The sequence below is a fragment of the Streptomyces sp. NPDC087906 genome (assembly GCF_055584925.1).
The window spans coordinates 372263-398905 of record NZ_JBVJLC010000007.1 but is presented as its reverse complement, the minus strand read 5'-3'; the positions used below and the strand labels follow the sequence as shown (position 1 = coordinate 398905).

Here is a 26643-nt window from a genome sequence, read left to right as displayed (position 1 = left end):
CGCTCATGCCGGGGAGTTTAGGGGGACGGCCAGGGGCGCGCGGACGGTGAGCAGGAAGCCGCGCTTGGTGGAACCCGCCTCCAGCGTGCCGCCGACCTGGGCGAGCCGTTCGGTGAGCCCGGTCAGCCCGTTGCCCCGCGCGGCGCCGCTCGCGCCGCGTCCGTCGTCCTCGACGGTCAGCTCCACCACGGGTCCTTCCAGGGTCTGCCGGGGGGTGAGGGAGACGACGCAGCGGCTCGCCCCGCTGTGCCGTACGACATTGGTGACGGCCTCCCGCAGCGACCAGGCGAGCACCGTCTCCGACTCGGCGCACAGCGTGGCGCCGCCGAGTTCCTTCGGGACGTCCTGCGGTACGTCGGCGGTGACACCGGCGACGGCCAGCGCCGTACGGGCCCCTGCCAGCTCACCCGGCAGGGTGGGCCGCCGGTAGCCGCTCACTGCCTCCCGTACGTCCGTGAGCGCCTGCCTGCTGACCTGCTCGATGTCGGCGACCTGTGCGGCCGCCCGGTCGGGGTGGGCAGGCAGCATCCGGCCCGCCAGCTCGCTCTTGAGCGTGATCAGCGACAGCGAGTGGCCGAGCAGGTCGTGCAGATCGCGGGCGAGCCGCAGCCGCTCCTCGTTGGCGGCCAGTTCGGCGACGGTGGCCCGCGCCTCGCGCAGCTCGATCGTCGTACGGACGAGCTGGCCGACCCCCGCCATGGCGAAGCCGCCGAGCAGCGCGGGCACGACCAGCGCGCTGAGCAGGTCGTGGTTGTCCGCCGACCGCAGGCCGACGGCCGCCATCAGCGCGGTGACGAGCGGGATCGCGAACCGGGAGAGCCGGATCGGCAGCGCGGCTCCGCACGACACCGAGACGTAGACGAAGAGCACCAGCCACGCGCTGTCCAGCGTGACGGAGAGCAGGACCGCGAGGGCCAGCATGAACAGCAGCGCGCTGTAGACGGTGCGCGGCTGGAGCGGCCGTCCGGTGTGCCGGAAGATCACCATCAGGTAGACGCCCACGAAGGCGACCAGGCCGGCCACGCCGAGCACGACACTCCACGGTGACCCGTCGTGGTCGAAGAGGTCGCTCACCGGCGCGCCCATGAAGGCCAGCCAGATGCCGAACCACATCAGCTTCACGAAGGAATGCCTGCGGCCGTCGGGTGACTGGCCGATGCCGACGCCGGAGAAGGTCACTTCGCTCATGCCTTCAGTGTGTCCTTGCGGTACAGCCAGGCGGCGCCGCCCGCGAAGACCAGGAAGTAGCCGACCATGATCGCGACGTCCTTGAGATGCGGCGAGCCGCCCAGCTCGATGGCCTGGCCGAGGGCCGCGTAGGCGTGCGTGGGCAGCCATTCGGCGATGTTCTGCAGCCACCGCGGATAGGTGGAGACGGGCAGCCACAGGCCGCCGAGGATGGACAGCCCGAAGTAGATGATCATCGTGATGGGCCGGACGGCGTCACCGGACGCGATGTAGCCGATGGCCACGCCGAGCGCGGCGAAGCACAGGCTGCCGGCCCAGATGACGCCGGTGAGCGCCAGCCACTGCCAGACCTCCAGGCTGACGCCCTTGGCCGAGGCGGCGATGACGAACACGACGACGATGGACGGCAGGCTGACCACGGCGGCGCCGGCGATCTTCGCGAGGACGTAGCCGCGTCCGGGCAGCGAGGTGAGCCTGAGCTGGCGCACCCAGCCCTTCTCGCGCTCCTTGGCGATCTTCTCGCTGTTGCCCATCAGTACGGCGGTGAGCGCCCCGAAGGAGGCCAGCGCAACCATGTAGAAGGAGCTGAGCGGCAGGTCGCCGCCGGGCACCTTCTTGGCGTTGTCCTGCGGCCCCGCGATGACCAGGAAGAGCACGGCGGGGTAGATCACCGAGAAGAACATGAACTTCTTGTTCCGCAGGGTGCGGGTGATTTCGAGCTTGATCAGGGTGTTCACGCGGTCCTGGCCTCCTCGGCCTCGGTGATGGCGACGAACGCCTGCTCAAGGCCGAGCCCGGCCACTTCGAGATTGCGCGGGTAGAGCCCGAGGGCGTACATGCCGTGCACGGTCGCGTCGGCGTCGTGCGACTGCATGCGGACGGTCGCCCCGGAGACGGTCAGCGAGCTGAGGGACGGCAGCGCGCGCAGCGCCGCCTCGTCGATCGCGCCGTCCAGGTCGAAGGAGATCCGGCGGGCGCCCGCCCTGGCCTTGATCTCGGCGGCCGTGCCGTCGGCCAGCAGCCTGCCCTTGTACAGCACGAGCACCCGGTCGGCGATGGCGTCGGCCTCTTCCAGGTAGTGGGTGGCGAACAGCACCGTACGGCCGTGCCGCGCCTGCTCGCGCATGGTGGCCCAGAACGCCTGCCGCGCCGTGACGTCCATCCCGGTGGTCGGCTCGTCGAGGACGACGAGGTCGTTGGCGCCGGCGGTGGCGAGCGCGAACCGGACCCGCTGCTCCTGTCCGCCGGAGAGCTTGTTGACCTTGCGGTCGGCGATCTGGGTGATGCCGGCCCTGGCCAGCACGTCGGAGACCGGGAACGGCTTGCGGTGCAGGGCGCAGGCGAGGTTCACCAGTTCGCGGACGGTGACCTCCTCCATCAGGCCGCCGCTCTGCAGCATGGCGCCGACCCGGCCCGCCGAGATGGCTTCCTTCGGGGTCATGCCGAAGACGCTGACGGTGCCCGCGTCGGGGTTTCTGAGGCCGAGCAGCAGATCGAGGGCCGAGGACTTGCCCGCGCCGTTGGGGCCGAGGAGCGCGACGGTCTCGCCGGGGTGGAGCGTGAGCGTGAGACCGGCCACCGCGTGGACGTCTCCGTAGCTCTTGTGCACGTTCTCGAAGCTCGCCACCGCTGTGGCGGTGGCGGTGGGAGGGGCTGTCGTCGTCATGCCCTCATCGTGGCGGCGGTGCCCCCGCTTCCGGCAGTGCCGACGGTCGTGGCCCTGGGATGACATCCGTCATCCCAGGGCCACGACCGATGTCCGGGCCGGGTCAGCTCGGGTCGGTGTCGATCTCCTTCGTGCGCTCGTCCGGGGTCCCGCCGCGCAGGGCCTCGCGCAGCGCGCCGGCCACGTCCTGCGGGGTGACCGCGGTCTTCGAGCCGTCGCCCCTGGTGATCAGGACGCCGTCGAAGACCGAGCCGTACAGCTCCTTGAGGGCCTTGAGGTCGTAGCTGTCCTGGAGCGTCCCGTCGACGGCCTTCATCGAGAGGATCTTGGGCAGCGACCGGTCGGGGCCGAACTGGATCGAGGCGTTGCCCGCCTTGATCGTGACGAGCCCGGACATCGCCGGCTTGGCGAACTCCTTCATCGCCCGGTCGATCTCGGCCTGGCTGATGGTGGGTTCGCGGCTGGTCAGCGGCAGTTTGACGACGCTGGTCTTACCCGTCTGGACCTGGGCGCGGTAGGCGTCCTTCACCGAGATCATCGACTGGTTGACGTCCAGGGACTGGCCCGCCTTGCCGGGTACGGCGACGGCCTTGCCGGGCTCGAACTTGATCGTGCCCTCCGTGGCGGAGCCCGAGGTGCCCGCCAGGTCGGTGAGGGCGGCGGTCAGCTTCTCGTCGTCGACGGGGATCACCGGCTCGACGACCCGGGCGCCGCCGAACAGCGAGCCGATCACGGTGACCGGGTTGTAGTCGCTGCCTGCGGCCGAGCGGACGGTCGCCTGCGTGTCGAGGGTCAGGCCCGCCTTGTCGGGGGCCAGTTCCTGCGTCTTGCCGCTGACGTCCAGCTCCAGCGGGGCCTTCGCCTGCTTGCCGAGCGCGCTCTCCAGCTTGTTGACGGCCTGGTCGCGGGTGCCGCCGCCGATGTCGACGCCGAGGACCGTGCTGCCCTTGGGCACGTCCGAGTGGTTCATGAGCAGGCCGGCGCCGTAGACGCCGACGGCGGCCACGATGAGCAGGGCGACGAGCAGCATGCCCTTGGAGCGGCCCTTCTTGGCCGGCGCCGCGGGGCGCGGCGCGGGCGCCGGGGCCGACGGCCCCGCGGGTCCTGACCGCTCGGGTCCGTCAGGCCCCGGGTAGACGCCGGGCGGGAAGCCCTGCCCGGGGGCGGGCCGGTCGTCGGTCCTGGGTGTGAGGTCGGGCCTGCCGCCCTGCGGGCCGCCCGTCGGCGTACCGGAGCCGGGGAACGGCGCGCGGTGCTCCGGCGGGATCACCGGGATACCGCTGGTGAGCGTGTCCCCCGAGACATGGCCGCCGGGCGGTTCGGGGGCGGGCTGCTGCGGGGTCAGTACGGCGGTGTCGTCGGACATCCGGGGCGCGCCGCCCTGGTCGGAGCCGCCGGGGTAGCCGGAGGTGCCAGGACCCGGTGCGCCGCCCGGCAGTCCGCCGAGCGGGGTGAGCGGTGAGCTGCCCGTCGCGGGGCCCGTGGTGGGCCCGTTCGGGCCGTTGTCGGGGCCGGGGACACCGATGGGTACGCCGTAGGGCGGGGTGCCGTGGCTGCCGGGCGCGTAGCCGCCGGCGCCGGGATCGCCCTGCTGGCCCTGCTGGCCCGGCTGCGCGGCGTAGTCGGCGAGGGAGCCGCCGCCGGTGCCGTCACCGGCGCCCGGCTGCGGCGGGGTGGGTCCGCCGGCCGTCGCCGCGGCGCCCGCGCCCATGCCGGCTGCCGTGCCCGCGCCCGCACCGCCCGGACCCGCGCCCGCCTTGCGGGGGGCGAACCAGTCGCTCGGCGGCTGCTTGTCCTGTCCTGCGGGCGGTTCGCCCTCCGGGGCGGCGGACCCTGCCGGGTCCTGGCCCGCGCCGTCGGGGCGCGGTGTGCTGCCCGTACGGTCGCCGCTCTGCCCGGCCGCCGGGATGCCCCGGCCGTCGGTGGACTCGCCCTCGCCCATCGGCGTACGCATGACGACAGGGGGGATCGGCCGCGAACCCGGGATGTTGATCCGGATGCGGGTGGTCAGTGTGGTCTCGGTTCTCGGCTCGTCCGGCTGCGGGACGGGCGGGATCTCGGTCTCGTCCGACGCGTCCTGCTGGGGATGCGGCCCCGGATACTGGCGTGATCCGTACGGCGGTGTCCCCGAGGGGTACGCGGCTCCGCCGCGCCCCTGGGGCCCGGAGGACGAACTGTCAGTTTCACGACTCAAAGCAGGATCTCCCGGTTGGCTCCGCCGCCCGTTCTTACTGGTACTCAACTTCGCAGGTCCCCATGCCGGAGGCCGGGGGACGGCCCGGAGCGCGCACCACCATACTGTCCTCCGCCGACACACATCCGCCGACCGCGTGAAGCGGCTGCTCAGCCGGCCGTACGGACAGGGTCAATTCAGCAGCAGACGGACGCTTCACTTCCCAAGTCGGCCGGACTTCGCGCCCGGTTGCGGCAACCGGAGCATGGTGGCACAGATCACAGCGACCACCATCCCACCCAGCAGATAGACGAGGGGTCCGATACCGGCCGCGAAGACACCGTCGCCTTCCGGCCGTCCCATACTCAGCAGAATGACAGCAATCAGCCAGCCGGCCGCGGGCGCCCCCACCCCGAGCTGGGTGCCGGTCGCCAGCAGCCCGCCGCCGAAGACACCGGCGGTGGCGAGCAGGGCGAGCGCCAAACCGCCCGGGAACCAGCCGCCTTGGGCCAGCGCGCCGGCCACGCCGACGACGGCGCCGAGGACGAGCAGGCCCGCGTAGGCGGCGATCCTGGCGGGTCTGGGCGGCCGGGCGAGCCAGCCGCCGGGGTACTGGTCCGCGCTCATCGCTCGGCCCCCGCGGTGGCTTCGGCAGCGGCGGTTCCGGCGATCCCCGCGATCCCCGCGAACAGGTCGGTCTCCCGCTCGCCCGCAGGAGCCCCTCGCTCGCCCTGGACCAACTCGTAGTACTCCTGCACGAACACCGGCTGGCCGAGGCCGTTGGAGAGCGCGAAGAACGGCCCGTCGACGGCGATTTGCGTGGCGTGGGCGCGTATGGCCGCCGTCTTGCGCTCGGCGTACTCGGCGCCGTCGACCACGGCCGTGATCCGCGCGTCGTCCACCACGCCGGGGAGGTCGTCGACGGAGGCCGTGCCGGGGAAGGCCGTAGCCGCGTCCCGCAGCCGGGCGAAGCCCGCCTCGGCCACCGAGCGAGGCACCCGGTTCCAGTACACCTTCGCGATCGTGTGCGGCGCTCCGAGGCCGGGCCGGTACGCGGCGTCGGCGGCCAGTTCGGCGGCGCGCGTGGCGACGCGGTGGGCCTGGATGTGGTCGGGGTGGCCGTAGCCGCCGTCGGGGTCGTACGTGACGAGCACCTGCGGGCGCGTCTCGCGGATCATCTCGACGAGGTACGGCGCCGCCGCTTCGACGTCCGTGTGCCAGAACGCGTTCTCGCGGTCGTTCTGCGGGAGGCCCATCATCCCGGAGTCCCGGTAGCGTCCCGCGCCGCCGAGGAAGCGGTGGTCGGTGACGCCCAGCTCCCGCATGGCGGCGGCGAGTTCACCGGCGCGGTGCGGGCCGAGGGCGTCGTCCCTGTCGGCCGCGAGACGGGCGAGACCGGCCGGCACGACCTCGCCCTCTTCGCCGAGCGTGCAGGTCACCAGCGTGACCAGGGCGCCACCGGCCGCGTACTTGGCCATGGTGACGCCGTTGTTGATCGTCTCGTCGTCAGGGTGCGCGTGCACCAGCATCAGACGCCGGCCGGGTAGATCGCTCATGGGGACAGCCTACGAGGCGGTCAGAACTTGATGCCCCCGATCATGCCCGCCACGTTGGAGGTCAGGTCGCTGATGGTGGGCGCGATGGTGGAGCTGGCGAGATAGAACCCGAGCAGCACACAGACAACCGCGTGTCCACCTTTGAGCCCGGATTTCCGGACCAGGAGGAAGACAACGATCGCCAGCAGCACCACCGCCGAAATCGAGAGTGCCACGGCGGTTCACCTCCATAGATATTCAGTCGGAACATCGCAGCGTGCATGTGCCCGGCAGAGTCATACCCACCAAGCGCTACGGATCATAACTATCCGTGCCAACGCATCGATCGGAGCACGGCAGCACATGGGGGCGCACGGCCACCGCCGCCTCATAGGATTCGGTTCATGACCTTGCGGCCGCAGCTCTCGTTCCCTCGTCAGTACGCGACCACCCAGCGGTTCACCCTCGGGGCCCCGCGCTCGTTCACGGTGTCGCCCGACGGCGACCGGGTGGTCTTCCTGCGTTCCGCCTCCGGCACCGACCGGGTGAACCGCCTGTGGGTGGTGGATCTTTCCGGTGCGGCGGCCGGTGAGGTGCGCGAGCGGGTGGCCGCAGAGCCGGAGGTGCTGCTCGGCGGCGCCGGCGAGCGGCTCTCGGCGCAGGAGCGGGCCAGGCGAGAGCGGAGCCGTGAGGGCTCCGCGGGCATCGTCGGGTACGCGGTGGACGCGGCGGTCGAGCTGGCGGCCTTCACGCTGTCGGGGCGGCTGTTCACGGCCGGGCTGCGCGAGGCGGCGGTGCGTGAACTGCCCGTGCCGGGCCCGGTGATCGACCCGAGGCCGTCCCCGGACGGCCGCCATGTGGCCTATGTGGCCCATGGGGCGCTGCGGGTGACCGGGGCGGACGGTACGGGCGACCGGGAGCTGGCGGGGCCCGAGAACGAGGATGTGACGTACGGCCTGGCCGAGTTCATCGCGGCGGAGGAGATGGACCGCTCGCGCGGCTACTGGTGGTCGCCCGACTCCGACCGGCTGCTGGTGGCGCGGGCCGACACGGCGCGGGTCAACCGCTGGTGGATCTCCGACCCGGCCCACCCGGACCGGGCGCCCGAGCAGGTGGCGTACCCGGCGGCGGGCACGCCCAACGCCGACGTGACGCTGTTCCTGCTGGGGCTCGACGGGTCGCGTACGGAGGTGGTCTGGGACCGGGCGCGCTACCCGTACCTGGCCCGGGTGCACTGGTCGGCGGCCGGCGCGCCGCTGCTGCTCGTCCAGACCCGTGACCAGGGCAGCCAGTTGTATCTGGCGGTGGACCCGGCGAGCGGCGCGACGCAGATGGTGCACAGGGACGAGGACCCGGCCTGGCTGGAGCTGTTCGCCGGGGTGCCGGCGTGGACGCCGGACGGCCGGCTCGTACGGATCGCCGACGAGGGGGGCGCACGGGTCCTGGTGGTCGGCGACCGGGCCCTGACCGGGCCGCAGTTGCAGCTCCGGTCGGTGCTGGACATCGGTGAGCACGACGTTCTGGTGTCGGCCGTGGCCGGTGAGGAGGCGGCGGCGCCGGAGATCGGCGAGATCCATGTGTACCGGGTCAGCGAGCTGGGGACGGAGCGGTTCTCGGCGGGGCCCGGGGTGCATGCGGCGGTGCGGGGCGGCCGGGTGACCGTGCTGACCTCGGCCAGGCCGGGTGCGCCGGGGACGTCGGCGCAGGTGCTGCGGGACGGCAAGCCGCTGGTGACGATCGTCTCGTACGCCGAGCAGCCGGTGCTCACGGCTCGCGCGCGGTTCACCGAAGGGGGCGCACGGCGGATTCCGTGCGCCGTCCTGCTCCCCACCGACTATCAGGAATCGGACGGTCCGCTTCCGGTTCTGTTGGACCCGTACGCGTGCCCGCACGGCCAGCGGGTGGTCGCTTCACACAACGCGCACCTCACGTCCCAGTGGTTCGCCGACCAGGGGTTCGCGGTGATCGTCGCCGACGGCCGCGGCGCGCCGGGCCGGTCGCCCGGCTGGGAGAAGGCGATCAAGCACAACATGCTGCTGGCCCTCGACGACCAGATCGACGCGCTCCAGGATCTCGCCGGGCGCTTCCCGCTGGACACCGGCCGGGTCGCGATCCGCGGCTGGTCGGGCGGCGGCTGGCTCGCGGGACTGGCAGTGCTGCGCCGCCCCGACATCTTCCACGCGGCGGTCGTGGGCGCGCCCGTCACCGAGGTACGGCTCTACGACACGCACTACATGGAGCGCTACTACGGCATGCCGGACGAGCAGCCCGAGGTCTACGCCGCGCACTCGCTGGTGACCGAGGACGGCAGCCTCTCGGCGCCCCAGGAGCCGGCCAGGCCGATGATGATCATCCACGGCCTGGCCGACGACAACGTGGTCGTCGCGCACTCCCTGCGGCTGTCGGCGGCGCTGCTGGCCGCCGGCCGCCCGCACGAGGTGCTGCCGCTCACGGGCGCGACGCACATGACGCCGCAGGAGGAGATCGCGGAGAACATGCTGCTGCTCCAGGTGGACTTCCTGAAGCGCTCGCTGCCGGCCGGCCGGCCGGACGCCGGCTGAGCATCCGCGCCGCCACCGCCGCCCGCCGCGGCACTTTCCGGCCACCGCTGGGGTGGCCGGAAAACGCACCGCGGTCCGTCGCTGCAAGGCGCCCTGCGGGAGCGCCGCCCCTGGCCGCGCCGGTCCGGCCGCCACCGGCCGTCCCGGCAGCGTGACGTGCGGAGTACGGCCCGATCTGGCCCACGGAACAACCGCGTCCGACCGGTCCACGCGGGCCTGCGGCGCCCTCGCCGCCGAGCCGGGCCGATCCCCGTAACCCGAGCCGTCAGCGCCCTCGCTGCCGCGCCGCCCGCGCCGCCCTGACGGTGTGCTGGAGCAGCAGCGCCGTGGTCACCGGTCCTACGCCGCCCGGGACCGGGGTCAGGGCGCCCGCCCGGTCGGCCACGGACGGGTCCACGTCACCGGCGAGGCCGCCGTCGGCCGTCGGGTTGGTGCCGACGTCCACGACGACGGCCCCCGGTCGTACGTGCGCCGCGGTGATCAGGCCCGGCCTGCCGACCGCTGCGACCACCACGTCGGCCGCCGAGGTGACGGCGGCCAGGTCGCGGGTGCGTGAGTGGCAGACCGTGACGGTGGCGTTCTTGTCGAGCAGCAGGTGCGCCGCCGGTTTGCCGACGACCGTCGAGCGGCCGACGACGGCGACATGACGGCCGGTCAGCTCGACCTCGTGGTGGTCGAGGAGCGCGACCACGGCCTCGGCGGTGGCCGGGGCGAAGGCGGGGAGCCCGGCTGCCAGCCGGCCGAGCGACAGCGGGTTGGCGCCGTCCACGTCCTTCTCGAAGGCGATGGCCGACGCCAGGTCCTCCAGGGCGGCTCCTGCGGGCAGCGGGGTCTGGAGGATGATCCCGTGCACCGACGCGTCGGCGCTGAGCGCGGTGAGCCGGTCGCTGATCTCGCCCGCGGTGGCTTCGGCGCCGAGGTCCGCGATCTCGCAGTCGATGCCGGCCTTCCCGGCCGACCTGGCGATCGAGCGTACGTACCAGGCGCTCGACTCGTCGGCGGTCGCGACCACCACGGCCAGTTGCGGCGGGGTGCCGGAAGCGGTCAGCTCGGCGGCTCCGGCGGTGGCCTCGGCGCGTACGGCGGCGGCGAGTTCCTTGCCGGACAGGACCGTCGCGGTCACTTCTTGATCTCCGCGCGCACGGCCGCCGTGATCTGCTCGGCGCGTGCGGCGATCTGGTCCACCCGGTCGGCCTCGGCCGCGAGCGCGGCGCTGACCTCGGTGTCCTTGATGCCGCCGAGATTGATCTCGACGTTGACCCGGGCCGTGGTGGCGGCGGCGCGCGCCGCCTCGGCCGCTGCCGCCACATCGGTGATGACGTTGCGGTTGCCGATCGGCAGCAGCTCCTCGGCCAGCGTGACGGCGACATCGGCGACGACGATGACCTCGGCCGGCGGCCGGCCGGCCCCGATCAGGGCCGTCGCGATGGCCGCCGAACGGGCCGCCTTCTGCTCGTCGTCCGCCCTGGGCAGCCGGTAGGCGTCGGTGACGGCGGTGAACGCCACGGCGTCGTCCTGCGCCAACTGCATCGCGGCGGCGCGCAGTTCGTCGGTCTCGGTGATGATCCGCTCGACGGTCGCCCGGTCGGCGGCGTACTTCTCACCGGTGCTGTAGCGGGCCACCATGCCGAGCAGGGCCGCCGCCTGGGCCGCGTGCAGCGCCGCGGTGGCGCCGCCGCCGGGGGCCGGGACCCGGTCGGCCAGCCGGTCGAGGAAGTCGCCGATCGTCTCGTCGCGCATGCCCGGATCCTCCCACGCTCATCGGTCGTCAGGACGCTCGGTCCACGTGCCGGGCTCCGTACCCGTACCGTTCTCCGTACCCGTACCGTTCTCCGTACCCGTACCCGTGCCGGGCTCCGCCTCCGTACCGCCGTCCGGATCCGGGCCCGCGGCCCGGACGATCTGCTTCTCCTCCGCGAAGTGGCACGCCGAGGGGTGCGACGCCGGGCCCGTGTCGTCGCGGAAGACCATCGGGACCGCCAGGACCGGGTCCTCCACCACGCACTTGTCCTGCGCCTTCCAGCAGCGGGTACGGAAGTGGCAGCCGGACGGCGGGTTCGCCGGGGACGGCACGTCACCGCTGAGGATGATCCGCTCGCGGTGCTCGCGCGCCGTCGGGTCCGGCAGCGGTACGGCGGACAGCAGCGCCTGGGTGTACGGGTGCGTCGGGTGGTCGTAGATCTCCGCGTCCGAGCCGATCTCGACCACCCGGCCCAGATACATCACGGCGACCCGGTCGGAGATGTGCCGCACGATCGACAGGTCGTGCGCGATGAAGACGTAGCTCAGCCCGAACTCCTGCTGGAGCCGCTCCATCAGATTGATGACCTGCGCCTGGACCGACACGTCGAGCGCCGAGACCGGCTCGTCGGCGACGATGACCTCGGGCTGAAGGGCGAGGCCGCGCGCGATGCCGATGCGCTGGCGCTGGCCGCCGGAGAACTGGTGCGGATAGCGGTTGATGTACTCCGGGTTGAGGCCGACGACGTCCAGCAGGTCCTGCACCTTGCGGCGCCGGTCGCCCTTGGGCGCCACCTCGGGGTGGATCTCGTACGGCTCGCCGATGATGTCGCCGACGGTCATGCGCGGGTTGAGCGAGGTGTACGGGTCCTGGAACACCATCTGGATGTTCCTGCGGACGGTCTTCATCGCCCGCCCGGACAGCTTGGTGATGTCCTCGCCCTTGTACCGGATCGTGCCGGCCGTCGGGTCCTCCAGATGCACCAGCATCCGGGCCACCGTCGACTTGCCGCACCCCGACTCCCCCACCACGCCCAGGGTTTCGCCCTGGCCCAGGTCGAAGGAGACGCCGTCGACGGCCTTCACCGCGCCGACCTGCTTCCTGATCACGATCCCCTGGGTCAGCGGATAGTGCTTGACCAGGTCCCGTACTTCCAGAATGGGCTCAGTCATCGAGGGTCTCCCTCCAGAAGTGGCAGGCGCTGCGCCGGCTCGCCGAGACCTCGTAGAGCGGCGGCTCGTCCGTCCTGCACACGTCCTGGGCGCGCGGGCAGCGCGGGTTGAAGGCGCAGCCCGGCGGGATCCGCAGCAGGTTGGGCGGCAGGCCCTTGATCGCGTAGAGGTCCTGGCCCTTCTGGTCCAGGCGCGGGATCGAGTCCAGCAGTCCCCGGGTGTACGGGTGGGCCGGCGCCTTGTAGATCTCGTGGACGGGCGCGGTCTCCACGATGCGTCCCGCGTACATCACCGCGATCTTGTCGGCGACGTCGGCGACGACCCCGAGGTCGTGGGTGATCAGGATCAGCCCCATGTTCAGCTCGCGCTGCAACTCGGCGAGCAGGTCCATCACCTGGGCCTGGACGGTCACGTCGAGGGCCGTGGTCGGCTCGTCGGCGATGATCAGCGAGGGTTCCAGCGCGAGCGCCATCGCGATCATGATGCGCTGGCGCATACCGCCGGAGAACTGGTGCGGGTAGTCCCCCACCCGCTGGTGGGCGGCCGGGATCCGGACCCGGTCCATCAGCTCGACGGCCTTGGCCCGCGCGTCCTTGCGGGACATCCCCCGGTGCACGATGAACATCTCGCCGAGCTGGGCGCCGACGCTGAGCACGGGGTTGAGCGAGGACAGCGCGTCCTGGAAGATCATCGCCATCTCGGAGCCCCGGACCTTGCGCCGCTCCTCCTCCTTGAGCTTCAGCAGGTCCCGGCCGTGGAAGACCACCTCACCGCCGGTGATCTTGCCGGGCGGCACGTCGAGGATGCCCATGATCGCCTGGGCGGTGACGGACTTGCCGGACCCCGACTCGCCCAGCACGGCCAGGGTCTCCCCCTCGTCCACCTGGTAGCTGACCCCGTTGACCGCCTTGGCGACGCCCTCGCGGGTGTGGAACTCCACGTGCAGATCGCGCACTTCGAGCAACATGGGACGCAACTCCTCAGCGCAGCTTGGGGTCGAGGGCGTCGCGCACCGCGTCGCCGAGCATGATGAAAGCGAGCACGGTGACCGCCAGCGCGCCGGCGGGCCAGAGCAGCATGTGCGGGGCGTTGCGGATGTACGGCGACGCTGCCGAGATGTCGATGCCCCAGGACACGGTGGGCGGTTTGAGCCCCACGCCGAGGTACGAGAGCGTCGCTTCGAGCGAGATGTACGTACCGAGCGCGATGGTCGCGACGACGATCACCGGGGCGATGGCGTTGGGCATGATGTGCCGGACCAGCAGCCGGGTGCTGGAGGCGCCGAGCGCCCGCGCCGCCTGCACGAAGTCGTTCTGTTTGATGGTGATGACGGAGCCGCGCGCGATCCGGGAGATCTGCGGCCAGCCGAGCAGCACCATGAACCCGATCACCGGCCAGACCGTGGAGCTCTTGACCACGGACAGCAGGACGAGCCCGCCGAGGACGACGGGGATGCCGAAGAAGATGTCGGTGGCCCGGGACAGCAGCGAGTCGGAGATGCCGCCGAAGAAGCCGGCCAGCGCGCCGAGGAACGAGCCGATGAGAGCGACGCCCACCGTGGCGCAGACGCCGACGGTGACCGAGGCGCGCGCCCCGTACACGGTCCTGGTGTAGACGTCGCAGCCCTGCCCGTCGAAGCCGAACGGGTGCCCCGGCTGGGAGCCCTCCTGGGCCTTGGCCAGATCGCAGGTCAGCGGGTTGCGGGAGGCGATGGCCTGCGGCCAGATCGCGATGATCACCAGGAAGAGGATGACCAGCGCCGAGATGATGAAGATGGGGTTGCGCCGCAGGTCGCGCCAGGCGTCCGACCAGAGACTGCGTGGCTTGTCGTCCGTGCCGCCGCCCTCGGGGCCTTCGCCCTGTACGGAGCTGCCCTCGCTCATGGCGAGGTCCATCGTGCCGCCGGCCCCGGTGCCGGCGATGGCCTCGTTCGACGGTCGGTTCGGGTCTTCAGGCATACCGGATCCTCGGGTCGAGAACGGCGTAGAGGAGGTCGACCAGCAGATTCGCCACCAGGAAGACGATGACCAGGACGGTCACGAAGCCGACGACGGTCTGGGTGTTCTGGCGCACGATGCCCTGGTAGAGCTGGTAGCCGACGCCGTGGATGTTGAAGATCCGCTCGGTGACGATGGCGCCGCCCATCAGCCCGCCGATGTCGGTGCCGATGAAGGTGACCACCGGGATCAGCGAGTTGCGCAGCAGATGGCGGACGATCACCCGGCGCCTGGGCAGCCCCTTGGCGATGGCGGTGCGCACGTAGTCGGAGCGTCTGTTCTCGGCGATCGAGGTACGGGTCAGCCGCGTGACGTACGCCAGGGACACGGAGGCGAGCACGAGCCCCGGCACGATCAGTTCGTCCAGGGGGGCCGAGGTGGAGACCGAGGGGTTGATGATGCCCCAGTTCACGCCGAGCACGAGCTGCACGATCAGACCGGTGACGAAGGTCGGTACGGAGATGACCACCAGGGTCAGCAGCAGCACGCCGGTGTCGACCGGGCGGCCCCTGCGCAGCCCGGTGATCACGCCGAGCGTGATGCCGATGATGATCTCGAAGACGATCGCCACGATCGTCAGCCGGATGGTGACGGGGAAGGCCGAGCCCATCAGGTCGATGACCTTCTGGCCGTTGAAGGCCGTCCCGAAGTCGCCCTGGAAGAGATGGCCCATGTAGGTCAGGTATTGCTGCCAGACGGGCTTGTCGAGGCCGAATTCCTTCTTGAGCTGCGCCACGGTCGCCGGATCGCAGGTCTTGTCACCGCAGAGACCGGCGATGGGATCGCCCATGACGTTGACCATCAGGAAGATCAGCAGCGTCGCACCGATGAACACGGGGATCATCTGGAGCAGACGCCTGATCACATATCGTCCCATGGAGGACTCCGGGGATCGTGGGGTGCGTGCGGGGCCAGGACGTCGCCGGTAACGGCCTGCGGCCCGGCGCCAGTGGTGGGCCGGGCCGCACGCCGTCGGCGGGTCAGTTGACCTTGATCTCGTTGTAGACCGGGACGCTGAACGGGTTCAGCGCGACGTTGGACAGCCGGTCCGAGTAGCCGGCGCTGCCGTTCTGGTACCAGAGCGGGATGGCCGCCATCTGGTCCCTGACGACCTCTTCGGCCTGCTGGAACAGCTTGACCGCCTTGGCCGTGTCGGTCTCGGCGTTGGCCTGGTTGACCAGTTTGTCGAACTTCGGGTCGGAGAACTTGCCGTCGTTCGACGAGGCGTTGGTGTAGTACAGCGGCTGCAGGAAGTCCTGGATCAGCGGGTAGTCCATCTGCCAGCCGGCCCGGAAGGGACCGGTCATCTTCTTCTGGCCGATCTGGTTGCGGAAGTCGGCGAACGTGCCGACCGGGGCCCCCACGCAGGTCTTGCCGCTGCCCATCACGTTGTTGATGCTGTTGCAGACGGCGTCGACCCATTCCTTGTGCGAGCCGGTGTCCGCGTTGTACGAGATGGTCATCTTGCCGCCGGGGATACCGCCGCCCTGCTGGATCAGCTTCTTGGCCTGGGCCGCGTCGAAGTCGCAGGCCGAGCCGCAGAGCCCGGCCTTGTAGCCGCCGGCCGACCCGAGCACCGGCGAGGTCCAGTCGGTCGCCGGGGTGCGGGTGTTCTGGAAGATGGTCTTGGTGATCTGCGCGCGGTTGATCGCCATCGACAGGCCGGTGCGCAGCTTCGCCGAGTTCGGGCCGTTCCACTTCTTGTCGTAGAACGGGAACGCCAGCGTCTGGATGATGCCGGCCGGGGTGTTGATGTAGCGCCCCGCCAGGTCCGACTTCACGTTCTTGAGCTGCGCCGCCGGCACGTCGTCGACCAGGTCGAGGTTGCCGGCCGTCAGGTCGGTGTAGGCGGTGTTGTTGTCCGTGTAGACCTTCAGGTCCACGCCGCCGTTCTGCGCCTTGTCGTCACCGGGGTACTTCTTCCAGGTGCGCAGCGACATCTGGGAGCCCTTGGTGTACTTGTCCACCGTGTAGGGGCCGTTGCCGACGGGCTTGGAGAGCCAGCCCGCGTGGTTGCTGAAGAACGCCTTGGGCAGCGGGGCGAACGCCGCGTAGCCGAGGGTGTCGGGCCAGGTCGAGAACGGCTGCGACAGCGTGGCGGTGAAGGTCTGCGCGCCCGTGACCTTCAGCCCGGACATGGTGGTGGCCTTGGGCTGGCCGGTCTCGGGGTGCACGTCGGTGTAGCCGGCGATGTACTGGAAGAAGGACGCGTTCTTCTGGTTGTTCTTCAGATTCGCGCCGTAGTTCCAGGCGTCGACGAAGGACTTCGCCGTGACCTTCTCGCCGTTGCTGAACGTCCAGCCGTTCTTGACGGTGATGTTGAAGGTCTTGGAGTCCTTGGTGGTGATGCTGGAGGCGAGGGCGTTCTCCGCCTTGGCCGTCTTGGGGTTGTAGCGCTTGAGGCCCCGGAAGATCATGTCCAGCACCTTGCCGCCCTGCACCTCGTTGGTGTTGGCGGGCTCCAGCGGGTTCTGCGGGTCACCCCACGAGGCGCTCAGCACCCCGCTCGTGCCGCCACCACTGCCGCTTCCGCTGCCGCTGTCGCTGCCCCCGCCGCAGGCCGTCGCGGTCAGCGCGACGGCCACCGCGCAAGCGGCCCACTTGGCGTGTGTGGCTCCACGCATGGAGTGCCTCCCTTTCAGGCCCAGATCTCACTTGAACCCAAATACACCCCATACGGTGTCGAACCGCACTTTCTTGAGGGCTGTACGAGTCACAGCCCGAAGGACGGTCACACCGGTCACACCCGTCACACCGGGACGATCAGCTCCCAGGTGTCGACGGCGAAGTGCAGCCGCATGCCGTTCGCCTCGTAGAGCTTCAGCGCGCCGGTGGCGTTCTCGGTGTCGACGCCGAGGCCGACGGTCGCCCGGCCGCGGCCGGCGAAGGCGTGGAAGGCGTGGTGCAGCAGGAAGCCGCCGATCCCCCGGCCCCTGGCGTCCTTGACCACGCCCAGGTTGGGGATCCAGCCCATCGACTCGCGTTCGTTGCCGCCGATCAGCACGCCCGCGTCGCCGATCCCGTCGGCCGCGGCGATCCACACCAGCGACCAGTCGATCCGGTCGCCGCCCTGGTGCTCCAGCCACTCCTCGTAGCCGCGCGGCTGGTGGTCGAAGTGGTCGGCGAAGGTCAGCTCGCACAGCTCGTACGCGCGGCGCCGGTCGGACTCGGCCGCGCAGTCCCGTACCCGTACCCCCGGGGGCGGCGTCGGCGCCGCGCCCAGGGCCGTGACGTCACGGGTCATCACCTGGTAGCGGCGGACCCGGCGCCAGTCGCGCGCCTCGATGACGGCGGTGTCCAGGGTCGGCTCGGTGTTGAGCTGCATATGGACGACGGCGCGCGCCGCGCCGTTCGTACGGGCCCGTTCCGCGGCCCGTCCCTCCATCAGCTCGAAGAGCCGCACGCCCGCCGCGGTCCTGCCGGGCAGCAGATAGTGGTCCATGTCGATGCGCTCGTCGCCGGAGTCGTCCCACATCAGGCCGTAGCAGACGAGCCGGTCGTCCTCGTACGCCAGCCAGGAGTCCTGGGCGAGGTCGACGCCGGGGCGGCCGAGATCGTCCCGCACCTCGTGCAGGTCGGTCTCGGGCCGGCCTATCTCGATCACGTCGATCGCGTTGAGCAGCTCGCAGATGGCCGGGGCGTCGTCGGGTACGGCAGGCCGCACGGTAAGGGACATGGACGTACTGTCGGGCGCGACGCACCCCGCCCGCAACGCCTTTTCGCGGCGTGCGCGAGAGAGCGTGCGAGCGGGGTGCGGGCGAGCGTCCGTGAAAAAGCGTTACGGCCGGTCCTCCGGCTCCAGGTCCTTCTCCAGGGCCCGCAGCGCCGGGTCGAGGATGACGTCCTCTTCGCGGGCCTCGGTGGTGGGGTCCTCGGGGAAGTGGCAGGCGGTCAGATGGCCCGGCTTGTTGCCGGCGATCTGGACCAGCGGCGGTTCCTCCGTGGCGCACTTGTCCTGCGCCTTCCAGCAGCGGGTACGGAACCGGCAGCCGGAGGGCGGCATGATCGGCGACGGCACGTCGCCGAAGAGCCGGATGCGCTCGCGCTTCTCGATGTCGATGTCCGTCTCCGGCACGGCGGAGAGCAGGGCGTGCGTGTACGGGTGCCGGGGCCCGTTGTAGAGGGAGTCGCGGTCCGCGACCTCCACCACCTTGCCCAGGTACATCACGGCGACGCGCTGCGAGAAGTGCCGCACGATCGACAGGTCGTGCGCGATGAAGACGAAGGCGATGCCGAGGTCGCGCTGGAGGTCCTGGAGCAGGTTGATGACCTGCGCCTGGATGGAGACGTCCAGGGCCGAGACCGGCTCGTCGGCAACGATGAGCTTCGGCTGGAGCGCGAGCGCGCGGGCCACCCCGATGCGCTGGCGCTGGCCGCCGGAGAACTCGTGCGGGAAGCGGTTGTAGTGCTCCGGGTTGAGGCCGACGGTCTCCAGCAGCTCGCGGACCTTGGCCTCGCGGCCGCCCGGCGGCTTGATGTCGTTGATCTCCATCGGGCTGGCGATGATCTTGCCGACCGTCTGCCGCGGGTTCAGCGACGCGTACGGGTCCTGGAAGATCATCTGGATCTCGGACCTGATCGGCGCCAACTGCTTGCGGTTGGCGTGCGTGATGTCGCGGCCCTCGTAGGAGATGGTGCCCGCGGTCGGCTCCAGCAGCCGGGTGAGCAGCCGGCCGGTGGTCGACTTGCCGCAGCCCGACTCGCCGACGAGGCCGAGGCTCTCCCCGGGGAAGACACTCAGGTCGACGGAGTCGACCGCCTGGACGGCGCCGACCTTCCGCTTGATGGGGAAGCCGCCGTAGATCGGGAAGTGCTTGGTCAGCCCCTTCACTTCCATCAGCGGCTCGCCCGCGGCCGAGGTGCCCTGCGGCGCAGCCGCCTGACTGACGACGGTGTTCGTGTTCTTCTCGCTCATGGTCATAGCCCCAGTCGCCGGTACATCAGCCCAGCCGGGGCTGAATCTTCTCAATGAATATCTGCTGCTTCTGATCCAGCGTCAGATGGCAGGCGGAGCCCCGTCCCACGGGCAGCTCGGGCCGCTCCTTGACGCAGCGGCCGTTCCCGCCGACCACGTCGACGAACTCGCACCGCGGGTGGAACGCACAGCCGGTCGGCGGGTTCAGCAGGCTGGGCGGGGTGCCCGGAATGGGCCGCAGCGGTTCGTTGACGTCGGAGGCCAGCCGCGGCATCGAGCTGAGCAGACCCCAGGTGTAGGGGTGCTGCGGCTGCTTGAGCACCTCACGTACGCTGCCGCGCTCGACGGCGCGCCCCGCGTACATGACCAGCAGATCGTCGGCGACGTTCGCCACGACGCCCAGGTCGTGGGTGATCAGGATGATCGCGGAGCCGAACTCCTGCTGGAGGTCCTTGAGCAGGTCGAGGATCTGCGCCTGGACCGTCACGTCGAGCGCGGTGGTCGGCTCGTCGGCGATCAGCAGTTCGGGGTTGCACACGAGCGACATGGCGATCATGGCGCGCTGGCGCATACCGCCGGAGAACTGGTGCGGGTAGTCGTCGACCCGGGACTTGGGGTCGGGGATGCCGACCTTGCCGAGCATCTCGATCGCCCGCGCACGCGCCTCCTTCTTGGAGGCGCCGGTGTGCTTGACGAACGGCTCGGCGATCTGCCGGCCGACCGTGTAGTACGGCGACAGGGCGGTGAGCGCGTCCTGGAAGATCATCGCCATCTTGTTGCCCCGGAGCTTTTCCATCTGCTTGTCCGAGACATCGGTGAGGTCCTGGCCGTCCAGCAGGATCTCACCGGTGATGGTGGTGGTCTCCGGGGCGTGCAGGCCCAGGACGGACAGGTTGGTCACCGACTTGCCGGAGCCCGACTCGCCCACGATGCCCAGCGTCTTGCCGCGCTCCAGGTCGAAGGAGAGTCCGTCGACGGCCTTGACCGTGCCCTCCTCGGTGGAGAACTGGACACGCAGGTCGCGCACCGAGAGGAACGTGTCCGACCCGGTCGGGGCAGGCGCGCCGTCGGTCTTGGTGAGTGTGGTCACGGTCGTACTCCTAGGACAGACGCACGCGCGGGTCGATGAACGCATACGCGGCGTCCACAATGACGTTGAACAGCAGGATGAAGGCGGCGCTGAAGATCATCACGCCCATGGTCAGCGGCAGGTCCTTGTCGGTCACCGACTGTACGGCGAGCCGGCCGATACCCGGCAGGCCGAAGGTGAACTCCGTGACGATGGCACCGCCGAGCAGCGCACCGATGTCGATGCCGAGGATGGTGACGATCGGGATGAGCGAGCCGCGCCAGGCGTAGCGGAAGAAGACGTACTTGCCGCTCATGCCCTTGGCACGGGCCGCTCTCACGTGTTCTTCCTGCAACTGCTCGATCATCGTCGAGCGCGCTGTTCTCGTGTAGTTGGCGGTGAAGATCACCGAGATGACCAGCCAGGGAATCAGCAGCCCCATGAACCAGCCGGCGGGGTCCTCGGTGATCGGCACGTACTTCGGCTTGTCGAGCCAGCCCGTGTTGTAGACCAGCAGGAGCAGGACCAGCGGGCCGAGGAAGTAGATCTGCAGCGAGCTGAGCACCAGCGAGGCGGAGCTGAACACCTTGTCGAGCGTGGTGCCCTTCTTCGCCGCGGCGATCATGCCGGCGCCGAGGCCCACGACGAGGAAGACGATGAGGCCGCCGACCGACAGCGAGAGCGTCAGCGGGAAGCGGTCAAGGATGGTGTCCCACACCGGCTGCTGGTTGGCGAAGGAGACGCCGAGGCAGGGGGCCGGGCAGTGGCCGGTCGGGAAGTCGCGGCCCGCGAAGATGCCCGCGAGGTAGTGCCAGTACTGCACAGGCACCGGCTGATCCAGGCCGAGGTTCTTGTGGATGATGGTCAGCGCGTCCGGGGTGCAGTTCTTGCCACAGGCCAGCAGTGCCGGGTCCTGCGGGATGGCGAAGAACATGAAGTATGTGATGGCGCTGATGAGGAAGAGGATCAGTATCGCGCCGAACGACCGGCGTATGAGGAATTGCACCATGGCTTGTCGCTGCTCTCAGGACGGCGGCTGTGAGGGGGTCGAGGAGAAGGGCCCGGCGGCCCGATGGTGCGCACTCCGCCGGGTGCGCACCATCGGGACAGGCCTTACCTTTCCGGTGTTACTTCTTGAGGAACACGCGGGTCACGTCGACGTAGCTGGAGTCCGACGAGTAGCGCAGACCGCCGACGTTGGAGCCGAAGATCTGGAACACCTTGGTGAAGTAGACCGGGGCCGCCGGGTTGATGCGCTCCACGATGTCGTGGTGGATCGCGGTCCAGGCCTTCTGGGCGGCGGCGGGGTCGGTGATCTTCTGGGCGGCCGCGATGTCGGCGTTGACCTTCGGGTCGTTGATGTGCGAGTAGTCCGAAGAACCGTCCTGCAGGGTCGTCCCGTCGTACGACGGCGGGATGACCGTGGACGCCGACGGCCAGTCCTGGCCCCAGCCGGTCATGTAGAGGTCCATGCCGTTCTTGAGCTTGCCCATCTGCTCGTACCAGGTGGCGCTGTCAACTTCCTTCTTCACCGGGTCCAGGCCGATTTCCTTCAGCCGGTTGGTGACGACGACAGCCTGCTGCTGGCGGACCGGGGTGTTGGCGAACGCGTAGACGAGCTTCTTGCCCTCGGCGCCGGCTTCCTTGATGAGCTGCTTGGCCTTGACGATGTCGCCGTTCGGCTTCTTGAGCTTGCCGAAGGGGTCGTAGCCCTTCTCGTAACCGGGAACGGTCGGCGCCATCAGACCGGTCGCGACCTCACCGCCGTAGGCACCGCCGTCGAGCTTGTAGATCTGGTTGCTCGGCAGCGCGTACGTGATGGCGTCGCGGATCTTCTTGTCCGTGACCCGGTCCATGTTGAAGTTGAGCTGCCAGACGTACGGGGCGTAGCCCTGCACGGTGCGCTTCATCGCGGCGGCGTTGGTGACGACGTTCTTGACCTGGTTGGTGGAGACCTGGCCGGTGAACATCATGGCGTTCTTGGCTTCACCGCGGTCGGCGAGGAGCGTCTTGCTCTGGTCGTCGTCGTCGTGGTTGAAGTCGATGTTGAAGCCGTCGACGTACTGGTGGCGGACCGAGTCGGTCTTCGGGTCCCAGTTCGCGTTCTTGACGAGCGTCATCGACTTGCCCGGCTTGAACTCGGCGATCTTGTACGGGCCGGTCGAGACCGGGGCCGTGTCGTACTTCTCCTTGGTGTCCGTCTTGGCGGGCACCACGGAGTAGCCGGTCATCGTCAGGGCCTGCGGCAGGTCGGGCTGCGCGTCCTTGAAGTGGAAGACGATGGTCTTGTCGTCCGGGGTCGCGAGCACCGAGTCGGGCAGGTGCTTGCTGCCGAAGCCGCCGTCGGGCAGGGCCTTGCGGTACGTCGTGCCGCCGCCGGACAGCCAGTTCTGGATGTACGTCGGGCCGTCCGTGATGAACGGGGCGTAGAGGCGCTCGATCGTGTGGCGGATGTCCGCCGACGTTATCGGGCTGCCGTTCTGGTCCTTGAGGCCGCTCTTCAGCGTGTAGGTCCAGGTCTTGCCGCCGTCGGTCTGCTTGCCCGAGTCGGTGGCGAGGTCACCGACGACGGTGAGCTTGCCGTTGGCGTCCTCGTCGTACTGCGTCAGACCGCGCTGGAGCAGCCGGTCGAGCAGCTTGGTGTCGCTGACGTAGCTCTGGCCCGGGTCCAGGTGGGAGAAGTCGGCCTCCTGATAGACCGACATGGTGCCGCCGGTCTGAGCGCCGGGCACCTCCTTGGCAGGCCCCGTGGACGCCTGCGCGTCACCGTAGGAGACCGCTGACGACTGCTTGGCGGCGTCCTCCTGGGTCTTGCTCTTGTCCTTCGTGCCGCTGTCGCTGTCGCCGCCGCCACAGGCGGTCAGCGCCAACGAGCCGGCCGCCAGGGCGACGACGACAGCACGTGTTCTGCGCGTGCCAAAGATGCTCATGCTGGTGAGTACCCATCTGTCAGTAGTGATCCATCGGTGCTGCCTGGCTCATCCGGTCGTGGCCGGTGCCCGGGTGGCAGCTTTCCCCTCAGCCGGACGTCAGCGTCCGGACTTCGGGTCAAAGGCGTCTCGGACCGAGTCGCCGAGAAGGTTGAATGCCACGACGAAAATGACCATGGCGACACCCGGGTAGATCATGTAGGCCGGGTCCTGCTGGAAGATGTCGCTGCCGATGGCGAACATCCGTCCCCAGTCCGGCGTGGGTTCGACGTAGCCGACTCCCACGTAGGAGAGGAACGCCACCGAGAGAATGGTGGACGGCAACAGCAACGTCGCCTGCACCAGAATGGGGGTGACCAGGTTGGGCAGCAGTTCCTTGCGGATGATCCGCCAGGGCGAAGCTCCGGCGATCTTCGCCGCCTCGACGAACTCCCGCTCACGCAGGGAGAGTGTGGAGGCGCGGATCAGACGGGAGAGACCCATCCAGCCGAGGAACGACAGCACCACGACGATCGCGCCCGCGCGCAGCGCGGTCGGTGTCTCCTCGTCCGGACGGACGAAGGCCGCGGTGACCACGGGCATGGCGGCGATGAAGAACAACTGGCTGGGGAAGCCGAGCAGCAGGTCGGTCAGCCGGCCGAGCCAGTAGTCGATCCTGCCGCCGAAGTAGCCGCCCACGAGCCCGAGCAGGACGCCCAGGACCACCATCACGACGGTCGCGACCAGAGCCGTGTAGATCGACGTCCGCATGCCGTAGATGAGCTGCATGAACACGTCGCGGCCCAGGTTGGGTTCGATACCGAACCAGTGGGCACCCGACGCACCGCCGAAGCTGCCGGTGGGCATGTTGAAGTCGTCGAGGAGGGTGATGTCCCCGCCGCCCTCACCCTGTCCGTACAGGGTGTAGGGGTCCTTGCCGTACAGCATCTTGATCACGGGCGCGAGAAGCGCGATCACGAAGAAGAAGATGACGACGATGGCGGAAATGACCCCCGCGCGGTCCCGCTTGAAGCGTCGCCACATGAGCTGGCCGGGCGAGAGCCCGGCCGCCTGCTTCGCTTCCTGCGTCCCGTCCTTCGACAGGGCATCCGCTTCGGGTCCGCCTGACGCCTGGGCGTCTTCGGTCTGTACTGGACTTGTCACGATCGCTCTTCCCCCGTGGGGACGACTACCGTGCGCCCTACCCATTTGGTGCTTATGGCACCACGCATGGGGTCCTCCTCATGAGTCCACTTGTCACTACGAGAAGGGCACTGTCTACGCGCGCTGACACCCCTGCCGGCTCGCCCGTCAAGTACCCCGAGTGCGCTCGTGGGCCCGCGCTCCCCACAGCGCATGACCCATTGACCCGAGCTCAATGGAGCCAACTATTAAGTACGCCCGAGCCGTAAACCACACTTAAAGGGTCTCGTTTTGACAACATCCCCCCACCTCCTCCGCCCGAAATCCGGACAAAGTCAGGCCAGGCAGACACCCGCGAAACGGACCGTTAACACGCGTTCCGGAGAGCGTTGGTCGATATCCGGACACTTGGTGCCGGGAAATCCACGGACGGTGAGCGACGGCGCTTGACGAACGGCCCGGCACCGTCCGCTCTCGCGGGGTGCCGGGCCGTCCGTACTGACGTCACGTCAGCCGAGATTTTGCCTCAAGAATGCTTGGCCCGGGAAGCCGCGCGACCGCGCTGCTTCTGGTCCAGCACGACCTTGCGGATCCGGACGGTGTCCGGGGTCACCTCGATGCACTCGTCGTCCCGGCAGAACTCCAGGGACTGCTCGAGCGAGAGCCTGCGCGGCGGCACCACGTTCTCCGTGGTGTCCGCGGAGGCGGCGCGCATGTTGGTGAGCTTCTTCTCCTTGGTGATGTTCACGTCCATGTCGTCGGAGCGCGAGTTCTCACCGACGATCATGCCCTCGTAGACCTCGGTGCCGGGCTCGGTGAAGATGACCCCGCGCTCCTGGAGGTTGACCATCGCGAACGGGGTCACCGAGCCCGAACGGTCGGCGACCAGCGAGCCGTTGTTACGGGTCCGCAGGTCACCGAACCACGGCTCGTGGCCCTCGAAGATGGAGTGCGCGATACCGGTGCCCCTGGTCTGCGTCAGGAACTCCGTACGGAAGCCGATCAGACCCCTGGACGGCACGATCCACTCCATGCGGACCCAGCCGGAGCCGTGGTTCGTCATGGTCTCCATACGGCCCTTGCGGGTCGCCATGAGCTGCGTGATGGCGCCGAGGTGCTCCTCGGGGCAGTCGATCGTCATGCGCTCGATCGGCTCGTGCGTCTTGCCGTCGACCTGCTTCGTGACCACCTCGGGCTTGCCGACGGTCAGTTCGAAGCCCTCGCGGCGCATCGTCTCGACCAGGATGGCCAGCGCCAGCTCGCCGCGGCCCTGCACCTCCCAGGTGTCGGGGCGCTCGGTCTCCAGGACGCGCAGCGATACGTTACCGATCAGCTCGCGGTCGAGGCGGTCCTTGACCTGGCGGGCGGTGACCTTGTGGCCCTTGCCGCCCTTGCCGACGAGCGGCGAGGTGTTGGTGCCGATGGTCATCGAGATGGCCGGCTCGTCGACCGTGATCAGCGGCAGCGCGATCGGGTTCTCCGGGTCGGCGAGCGTCTCGCCGATCATGATGTCCGGGATACCGGCGATGGCGCAGATGTCACCGGGGCCCGCCTTCTCGGCCGGCTTGCGGGTGAGCGCCTCGGTCATCAGCAGCTCGGTGATGCGGACGTTGGACATCGTGCCGTCGCGCTTGATCCACGTGACGGTCTGGCCCTTCTTCAGCTCGCCCTGCTCGACCCGGCACAGGGCGATACGGCCGAGGAAGTTGTCCGCGTCCAGGTTGGTGACATGGGCCTGGAGCGGCGCCGACTCGTCGTACTCGGGGGCCGGGACATGCTCCAGGATCGTGCTGAAGAAGGGCTCCAGGTTCTCGCTGTCCGCCGGGACCGTGCCGTCCACCGGCTTGGTCAGCGAGGCGACACCGTCGCGCGCGCAGGCGTAGACGATCGGGAACTCGATCTGCTCCTCGTCCGCGTCGAGATCGAGGAAGAGGTCGTACGTCTCGTTGACGACGTCGTCGATCCGGGCGTCCGGGCGGTCGGTCTTGTTGATGCAGAGGATCACCGGCAGCCGCGCGTCCAGTGCCTTGCGCAGCACGAAGCGGGTCTGCGGAAGAGGGCCTTCCGAGGCGTCCACCAGGAGGACCACCGCGTCGACCATGGAGAGGCCGCGCTCGACCTCACCGCCGAAGTCGGCGTGGCCGGGGGTGTCGATGATGTTGATCGTGATCACATCGCCACCCGTCTTGGGGTGGTACTTCACAGCGGTGTTCTTGGCCAGGATCGTGATGCCCTTCTCACGCTCCAGGTCGTTCGAGTCCATCATCCGGTCGTCGAGGTGCTCGGCTGCGTGCGCGGCGAAGGCGCCTGCCTGCTTCAGCATGGCGTCGACCAGAGTGGTCTTGCCATGGTCGACGTGGGCGACGATGGCGACGTTACGGATGTCGTGGCGCGTGGGCATGCTGGCTGGCGCTTCTCTCGATCGTGGGATGCGGCGTTTTCCTTCTCCGCCCGCCGGGCAGACACGCCACGGCCCTTCCCATGGTACGGGGCGCGGGCACCGGGGGCTTGCGGGCCCGGTCGGGAGAGGCCGGATCACGATGTCGATCGGATATATACGGATGCTGCCGGGGT

The 26643-nt window shown here is 69.6% G+C and carries 22 protein-coding genes; 1 reads left to right on the top strand and 21 read right to left on the bottom strand.

Annotated features, from left to right (window positions below; genetic code table 11):
• Nucleotides 1-3 precede the first annotated feature (3 nt).
• The 7 genes from ACZ63I_RS23020 to ACZ63I_RS22990 all read right to left on the bottom strand — a co-directional run bounded on the left by ACZ63I_RS23020 (nt 4) and on the right by ACZ63I_RS22990 (nt 6798).
• Nucleotides 4-1188 carry a sensor histidine kinase gene (locus ACZ63I_RS23020; RefSeq protein WP_469340852.1) on the bottom strand — a complete coding sequence of 395 codons (1185 nt, stop codon included), beginning with the start codon at nt 1186-1188 and terminating at the stop codon, nt 4-6.
• Nucleotides 1185-1925: an ABC transporter permease gene (locus ACZ63I_RS23015; RefSeq protein ID WP_469340851.1), complete on the bottom strand. Its 741-nt coding sequence runs from the start codon at nt 1923-1925 to the stop codon at nt 1185-1187. The genes ACZ63I_RS23020 and ACZ63I_RS23015 overlap by 4 nt, the downstream gene beginning before the upstream one ends.
• Nucleotides 1922-2854 (bottom strand): ABC transporter ATP-binding protein, encoded by a 933-nt coding sequence (locus ACZ63I_RS23010; protein ID WP_469340850.1) that lies wholly within the window; start codon nt 2852-2854, stop codon nt 1922-1924. The genes ACZ63I_RS23015 and ACZ63I_RS23010 overlap by 4 nt, the downstream gene beginning before the upstream one ends.
• A 103-nt stretch (nt 2855-2957) precedes the next feature.
• The gene (locus tag ACZ63I_RS23005) at nt 2958-5048 is read right to left on the bottom strand and encodes a peptidoglycan binding domain-containing protein (RefSeq protein ID WP_469340849.1); all 2091 of its coding nucleotides are present in this window, start codon (nt 5046-5048) and stop codon (nt 2958-2960) included.
• A gap of 195 nt (nt 5049-5243) precedes the next feature.
• Nucleotides 5244-5654 carry a DUF6113 family protein gene (locus ACZ63I_RS23000; RefSeq protein ID WP_469340848.1) on the bottom strand — a complete coding sequence of 137 codons (411 nt, stop codon included), beginning with the start codon at nt 5652-5654 and terminating at the stop codon, nt 5244-5246.
• Nucleotides 5651-6583 (bottom strand): N-acetyl-1-D-myo-inositol-2-amino-2-deoxy-alpha-D-glucopyranoside deacetylase, encoded by a 933-nt coding sequence (gene mshB / locus ACZ63I_RS22995; RefSeq protein WP_469340847.1) that lies wholly within the window; start codon nt 6581-6583, stop codon nt 5651-5653. Before mshB ends, ACZ63I_RS23000 begins: the two co-directional genes overlap by 4 nt.
• Nucleotides 6584-6603: 20 nt before the next feature.
• Entirely contained in the window at nt 6604-6798 is a 195-nt protein-coding gene (locus ACZ63I_RS22990) for a hypothetical protein (protein ID WP_041984854.1), read from the bottom strand.
• A gap of 168 nt (nt 6799-6966) precedes the next feature.
• On the opposite strand from ACZ63I_RS22990, the gene ACZ63I_RS22985 reads away from it, so the two are divergent.
• Nucleotides 6967-9123 (top strand): S9 family peptidase, encoded by a 2157-nt coding sequence (locus ACZ63I_RS22985; RefSeq protein WP_469340846.1) that lies wholly within the window; start codon nt 6967-6969, stop codon nt 9121-9123.
• A 265-nt stretch (nt 9124-9388) separates the two neighbouring features.
• Here ACZ63I_RS22985 and ACZ63I_RS22980 read toward each other — a convergent pair whose 3' ends face one another.
• The 14 genes from ACZ63I_RS22980 to typA form a co-directional block, all read right to left on the bottom strand.
• On the bottom strand, nt 9389-10246 hold the full coding sequence (locus ACZ63I_RS22980) for a bifunctional 5,10-methylenetetrahydrofolate dehydrogenase/5,10-methenyltetrahydrofolate cyclohydrolase (RefSeq protein ID WP_469340845.1): 858 nt from the start codon (nt 10244-10246) through the stop codon (nt 9389-9391).
• Nucleotides 10243-10863, bottom strand: coding sequence for a cyclodeaminase/cyclohydrolase family protein (locus ACZ63I_RS22975; protein ID WP_469340844.1), 621 nt, complete (start codon nt 10861-10863; stop codon nt 10243-10245). The genes ACZ63I_RS22980 and ACZ63I_RS22975 overlap by 4 nt, the downstream gene beginning before the upstream one ends.
• Before the next feature lie 18 nt (nt 10864-10881).
• Nucleotides 10882-12036, bottom strand: coding sequence for an ABC transporter ATP-binding protein (locus tag ACZ63I_RS22970; RefSeq protein WP_469340843.1), 1155 nt, complete (start codon nt 12034-12036; stop codon nt 10882-10884).
• Nucleotides 12029-13003 (bottom strand): ABC transporter ATP-binding protein, encoded by a 975-nt coding sequence (locus tag ACZ63I_RS22965; protein WP_469340842.1) that lies wholly within the window; start codon nt 13001-13003, stop codon nt 12029-12031. Before ACZ63I_RS22965 ends, ACZ63I_RS22970 begins: the two co-directional genes overlap by 8 nt.
• Nucleotides 13004-13016: 13 nt before the next feature.
• The gene (locus tag ACZ63I_RS22960) at nt 13017-13994 is read right to left on the bottom strand and encodes an ABC transporter permease (RefSeq protein ID WP_469340841.1); all 978 of its coding nucleotides are present in this window, start codon (nt 13992-13994) and stop codon (nt 13017-13019) included.
• Nucleotides 13987-14910, bottom strand: a complete 924-nt coding sequence (locus ACZ63I_RS22955) for an ABC transporter permease (RefSeq protein WP_469340840.1) — start codon at nt 14908-14910, stop codon at nt 13987-13989. Before ACZ63I_RS22955 ends, ACZ63I_RS22960 begins: the two co-directional genes overlap by 8 nt.
• A 103-nt stretch (nt 14911-15013) precedes the next feature.
• Nucleotides 15014-16657 (bottom strand): peptide ABC transporter substrate-binding protein, encoded by a 1644-nt coding sequence (locus ACZ63I_RS22950; RefSeq protein WP_469340839.1) that lies wholly within the window; start codon nt 16655-16657, stop codon nt 15014-15016.
• A 125-nt stretch (nt 16658-16782) separates the two neighbouring features.
• Complete coding sequence (locus tag ACZ63I_RS22945) at nt 16783-17709, bottom strand: GNAT family N-acetyltransferase (RefSeq protein WP_469340838.1); 927 nt, start codon at nt 17707-17709, stop codon at nt 16783-16785.
• Nucleotides 17710-17811: 102 nt separating this feature from the next.
• A complete protein-coding gene (locus tag ACZ63I_RS22940; RefSeq protein ID WP_469340837.1) occupies nt 17812-18948 on the bottom strand; it encodes an ABC transporter ATP-binding protein in 1137 nt (378 codons plus the stop codon).
• A 25-nt stretch (nt 18949-18973) separates the two neighbouring features.
• Entirely contained in the window at nt 18974-20038 is a 1065-nt protein-coding gene (locus tag ACZ63I_RS22935; RefSeq protein WP_469340836.1) for an ABC transporter ATP-binding protein, read from the bottom strand.
• 10 nt (nt 20039-20048) lie between these two features.
• On the bottom strand, nt 20049-21026 hold the full coding sequence (locus ACZ63I_RS22930; RefSeq protein ID WP_469340835.1) for an ABC transporter permease: 978 nt from the start codon (nt 21024-21026) through the stop codon (nt 20049-20051).
• Between the two features lie 118 nt (nt 21027-21144).
• The gene (locus ACZ63I_RS22925) at nt 21145-22947 is read right to left on the bottom strand and encodes an ABC transporter substrate-binding protein (protein ID WP_469340834.1); all 1803 of its coding nucleotides are present in this window, start codon (nt 22945-22947) and stop codon (nt 21145-21147) included.
• A 99-nt stretch (nt 22948-23046) separates the two neighbouring features.
• Nucleotides 23047-24090: an ABC transporter permease gene (locus ACZ63I_RS22920; protein ID WP_469340833.1), complete on the bottom strand. Its 1044-nt coding sequence runs from the start codon at nt 24088-24090 to the stop codon at nt 23047-23049.
• A gap of 505 nt (nt 24091-24595) precedes the next feature.
• On the bottom strand, nt 24596-26470 hold the full coding sequence (typA, locus tag ACZ63I_RS22915) for a translational GTPase TypA (protein WP_469340832.1): 1875 nt from the start codon (nt 26468-26470) through the stop codon (nt 24596-24598).
• Between the last annotated feature and the right edge of the window lie 173 nt (nt 26471-26643).

What these genes read in the sequence shown, in the direction of transcription:
- mshB (WP_469340847.1), bottom strand. Translation starts at nt 6,583, where the DNA reads ATGAGCGATCTACCCGGCCGGCGTCTGATGCTGGTGCACGCGCACCCT.
- ACZ63I_RS22950 (WP_469340839.1), bottom strand. Translation starts at nt 16,657, where the DNA reads ATGCGTGGAGCCACACACGCCAAGTGGGCCGCTTGCGCGGTGGCCGTC.
- ACZ63I_RS22970 (WP_469340843.1), bottom strand. Translation starts at nt 12,036, where the DNA reads ATGACTGAGCCCATTCTGGAAGTACGGGACCTGGTCAAGCACTATCCG.
- ACZ63I_RS22940 (WP_469340837.1), bottom strand. Translation starts at nt 18,948, where the DNA reads ATGAGCGAGAAGAACACGAACACCGTCGTCAGTCAGGCGGCTGCGCCG.
- ACZ63I_RS22930 (WP_469340835.1), bottom strand. Translation starts at nt 21,026, where the DNA reads ATGGTGCAATTCCTCATACGCCGGTCGTTCGGCGCGATACTGATCCTC.
- ACZ63I_RS22975 (WP_469340844.1), bottom strand. Translation starts at nt 10,863, where the DNA reads ATGCGCGACGAGACGATCGGCGACTTCCTCGACCGGCTGGCCGACCGG.
- ACZ63I_RS22960 (WP_469340841.1), bottom strand. Translation starts at nt 13,994, where the DNA reads ATGCCTGAAGACCCGAACCGACCGTCGAACGAGGCCATCGCCGGCACC.
- ACZ63I_RS23020 (WP_469340852.1), bottom strand. Translation starts at nt 1,188, where the DNA reads ATGAGCGAAGTGACCTTCTCCGGCGTCGGCATCGGCCAGTCACCCGAC.
- ACZ63I_RS22985 (WP_469340846.1), top strand. Translation starts at nt 6,967, where the DNA reads ATGACCTTGCGGCCGCAGCTCTCGTTCCCTCGTCAGTACGCGACCACC.
- typA (WP_469340832.1), bottom strand. Translation starts at nt 26,470, where the DNA reads ATGCCCACGCGCCACGACATCCGTAACGTCGCCATCGTCGCCCACGTC.
- ACZ63I_RS22925 (WP_469340834.1), bottom strand. Translation starts at nt 22,947, where the DNA reads ATGAGCATCTTTGGCACGCGCAGAACACGTGCTGTCGTCGTCGCCCTG.
- ACZ63I_RS22945 (WP_469340838.1), bottom strand. Translation starts at nt 17,709, where the DNA reads ATGTCCCTTACCGTGCGGCCTGCCGTACCCGACGACGCCCCGGCCATC.
- ACZ63I_RS23000 (WP_469340848.1), bottom strand. Translation starts at nt 5,654, where the DNA reads ATGAGCGCGGACCAGTACCCCGGCGGCTGGCTCGCCCGGCCGCCCAGA.
- ACZ63I_RS22965 (WP_469340842.1), bottom strand. Translation starts at nt 13,003, where the DNA reads ATGTTGCTCGAAGTGCGCGATCTGCACGTGGAGTTCCACACCCGCGAG.
- ACZ63I_RS22955 (WP_469340840.1), bottom strand. Translation starts at nt 14,910, where the DNA reads ATGGGACGATATGTGATCAGGCGTCTGCTCCAGATGATCCCCGTGTTC.
- ACZ63I_RS23010 (WP_469340850.1), bottom strand. Translation starts at nt 2,854, where the DNA reads ATGACGACGACAGCCCCTCCCACCGCCACCGCCACAGCGGTGGCGAGC.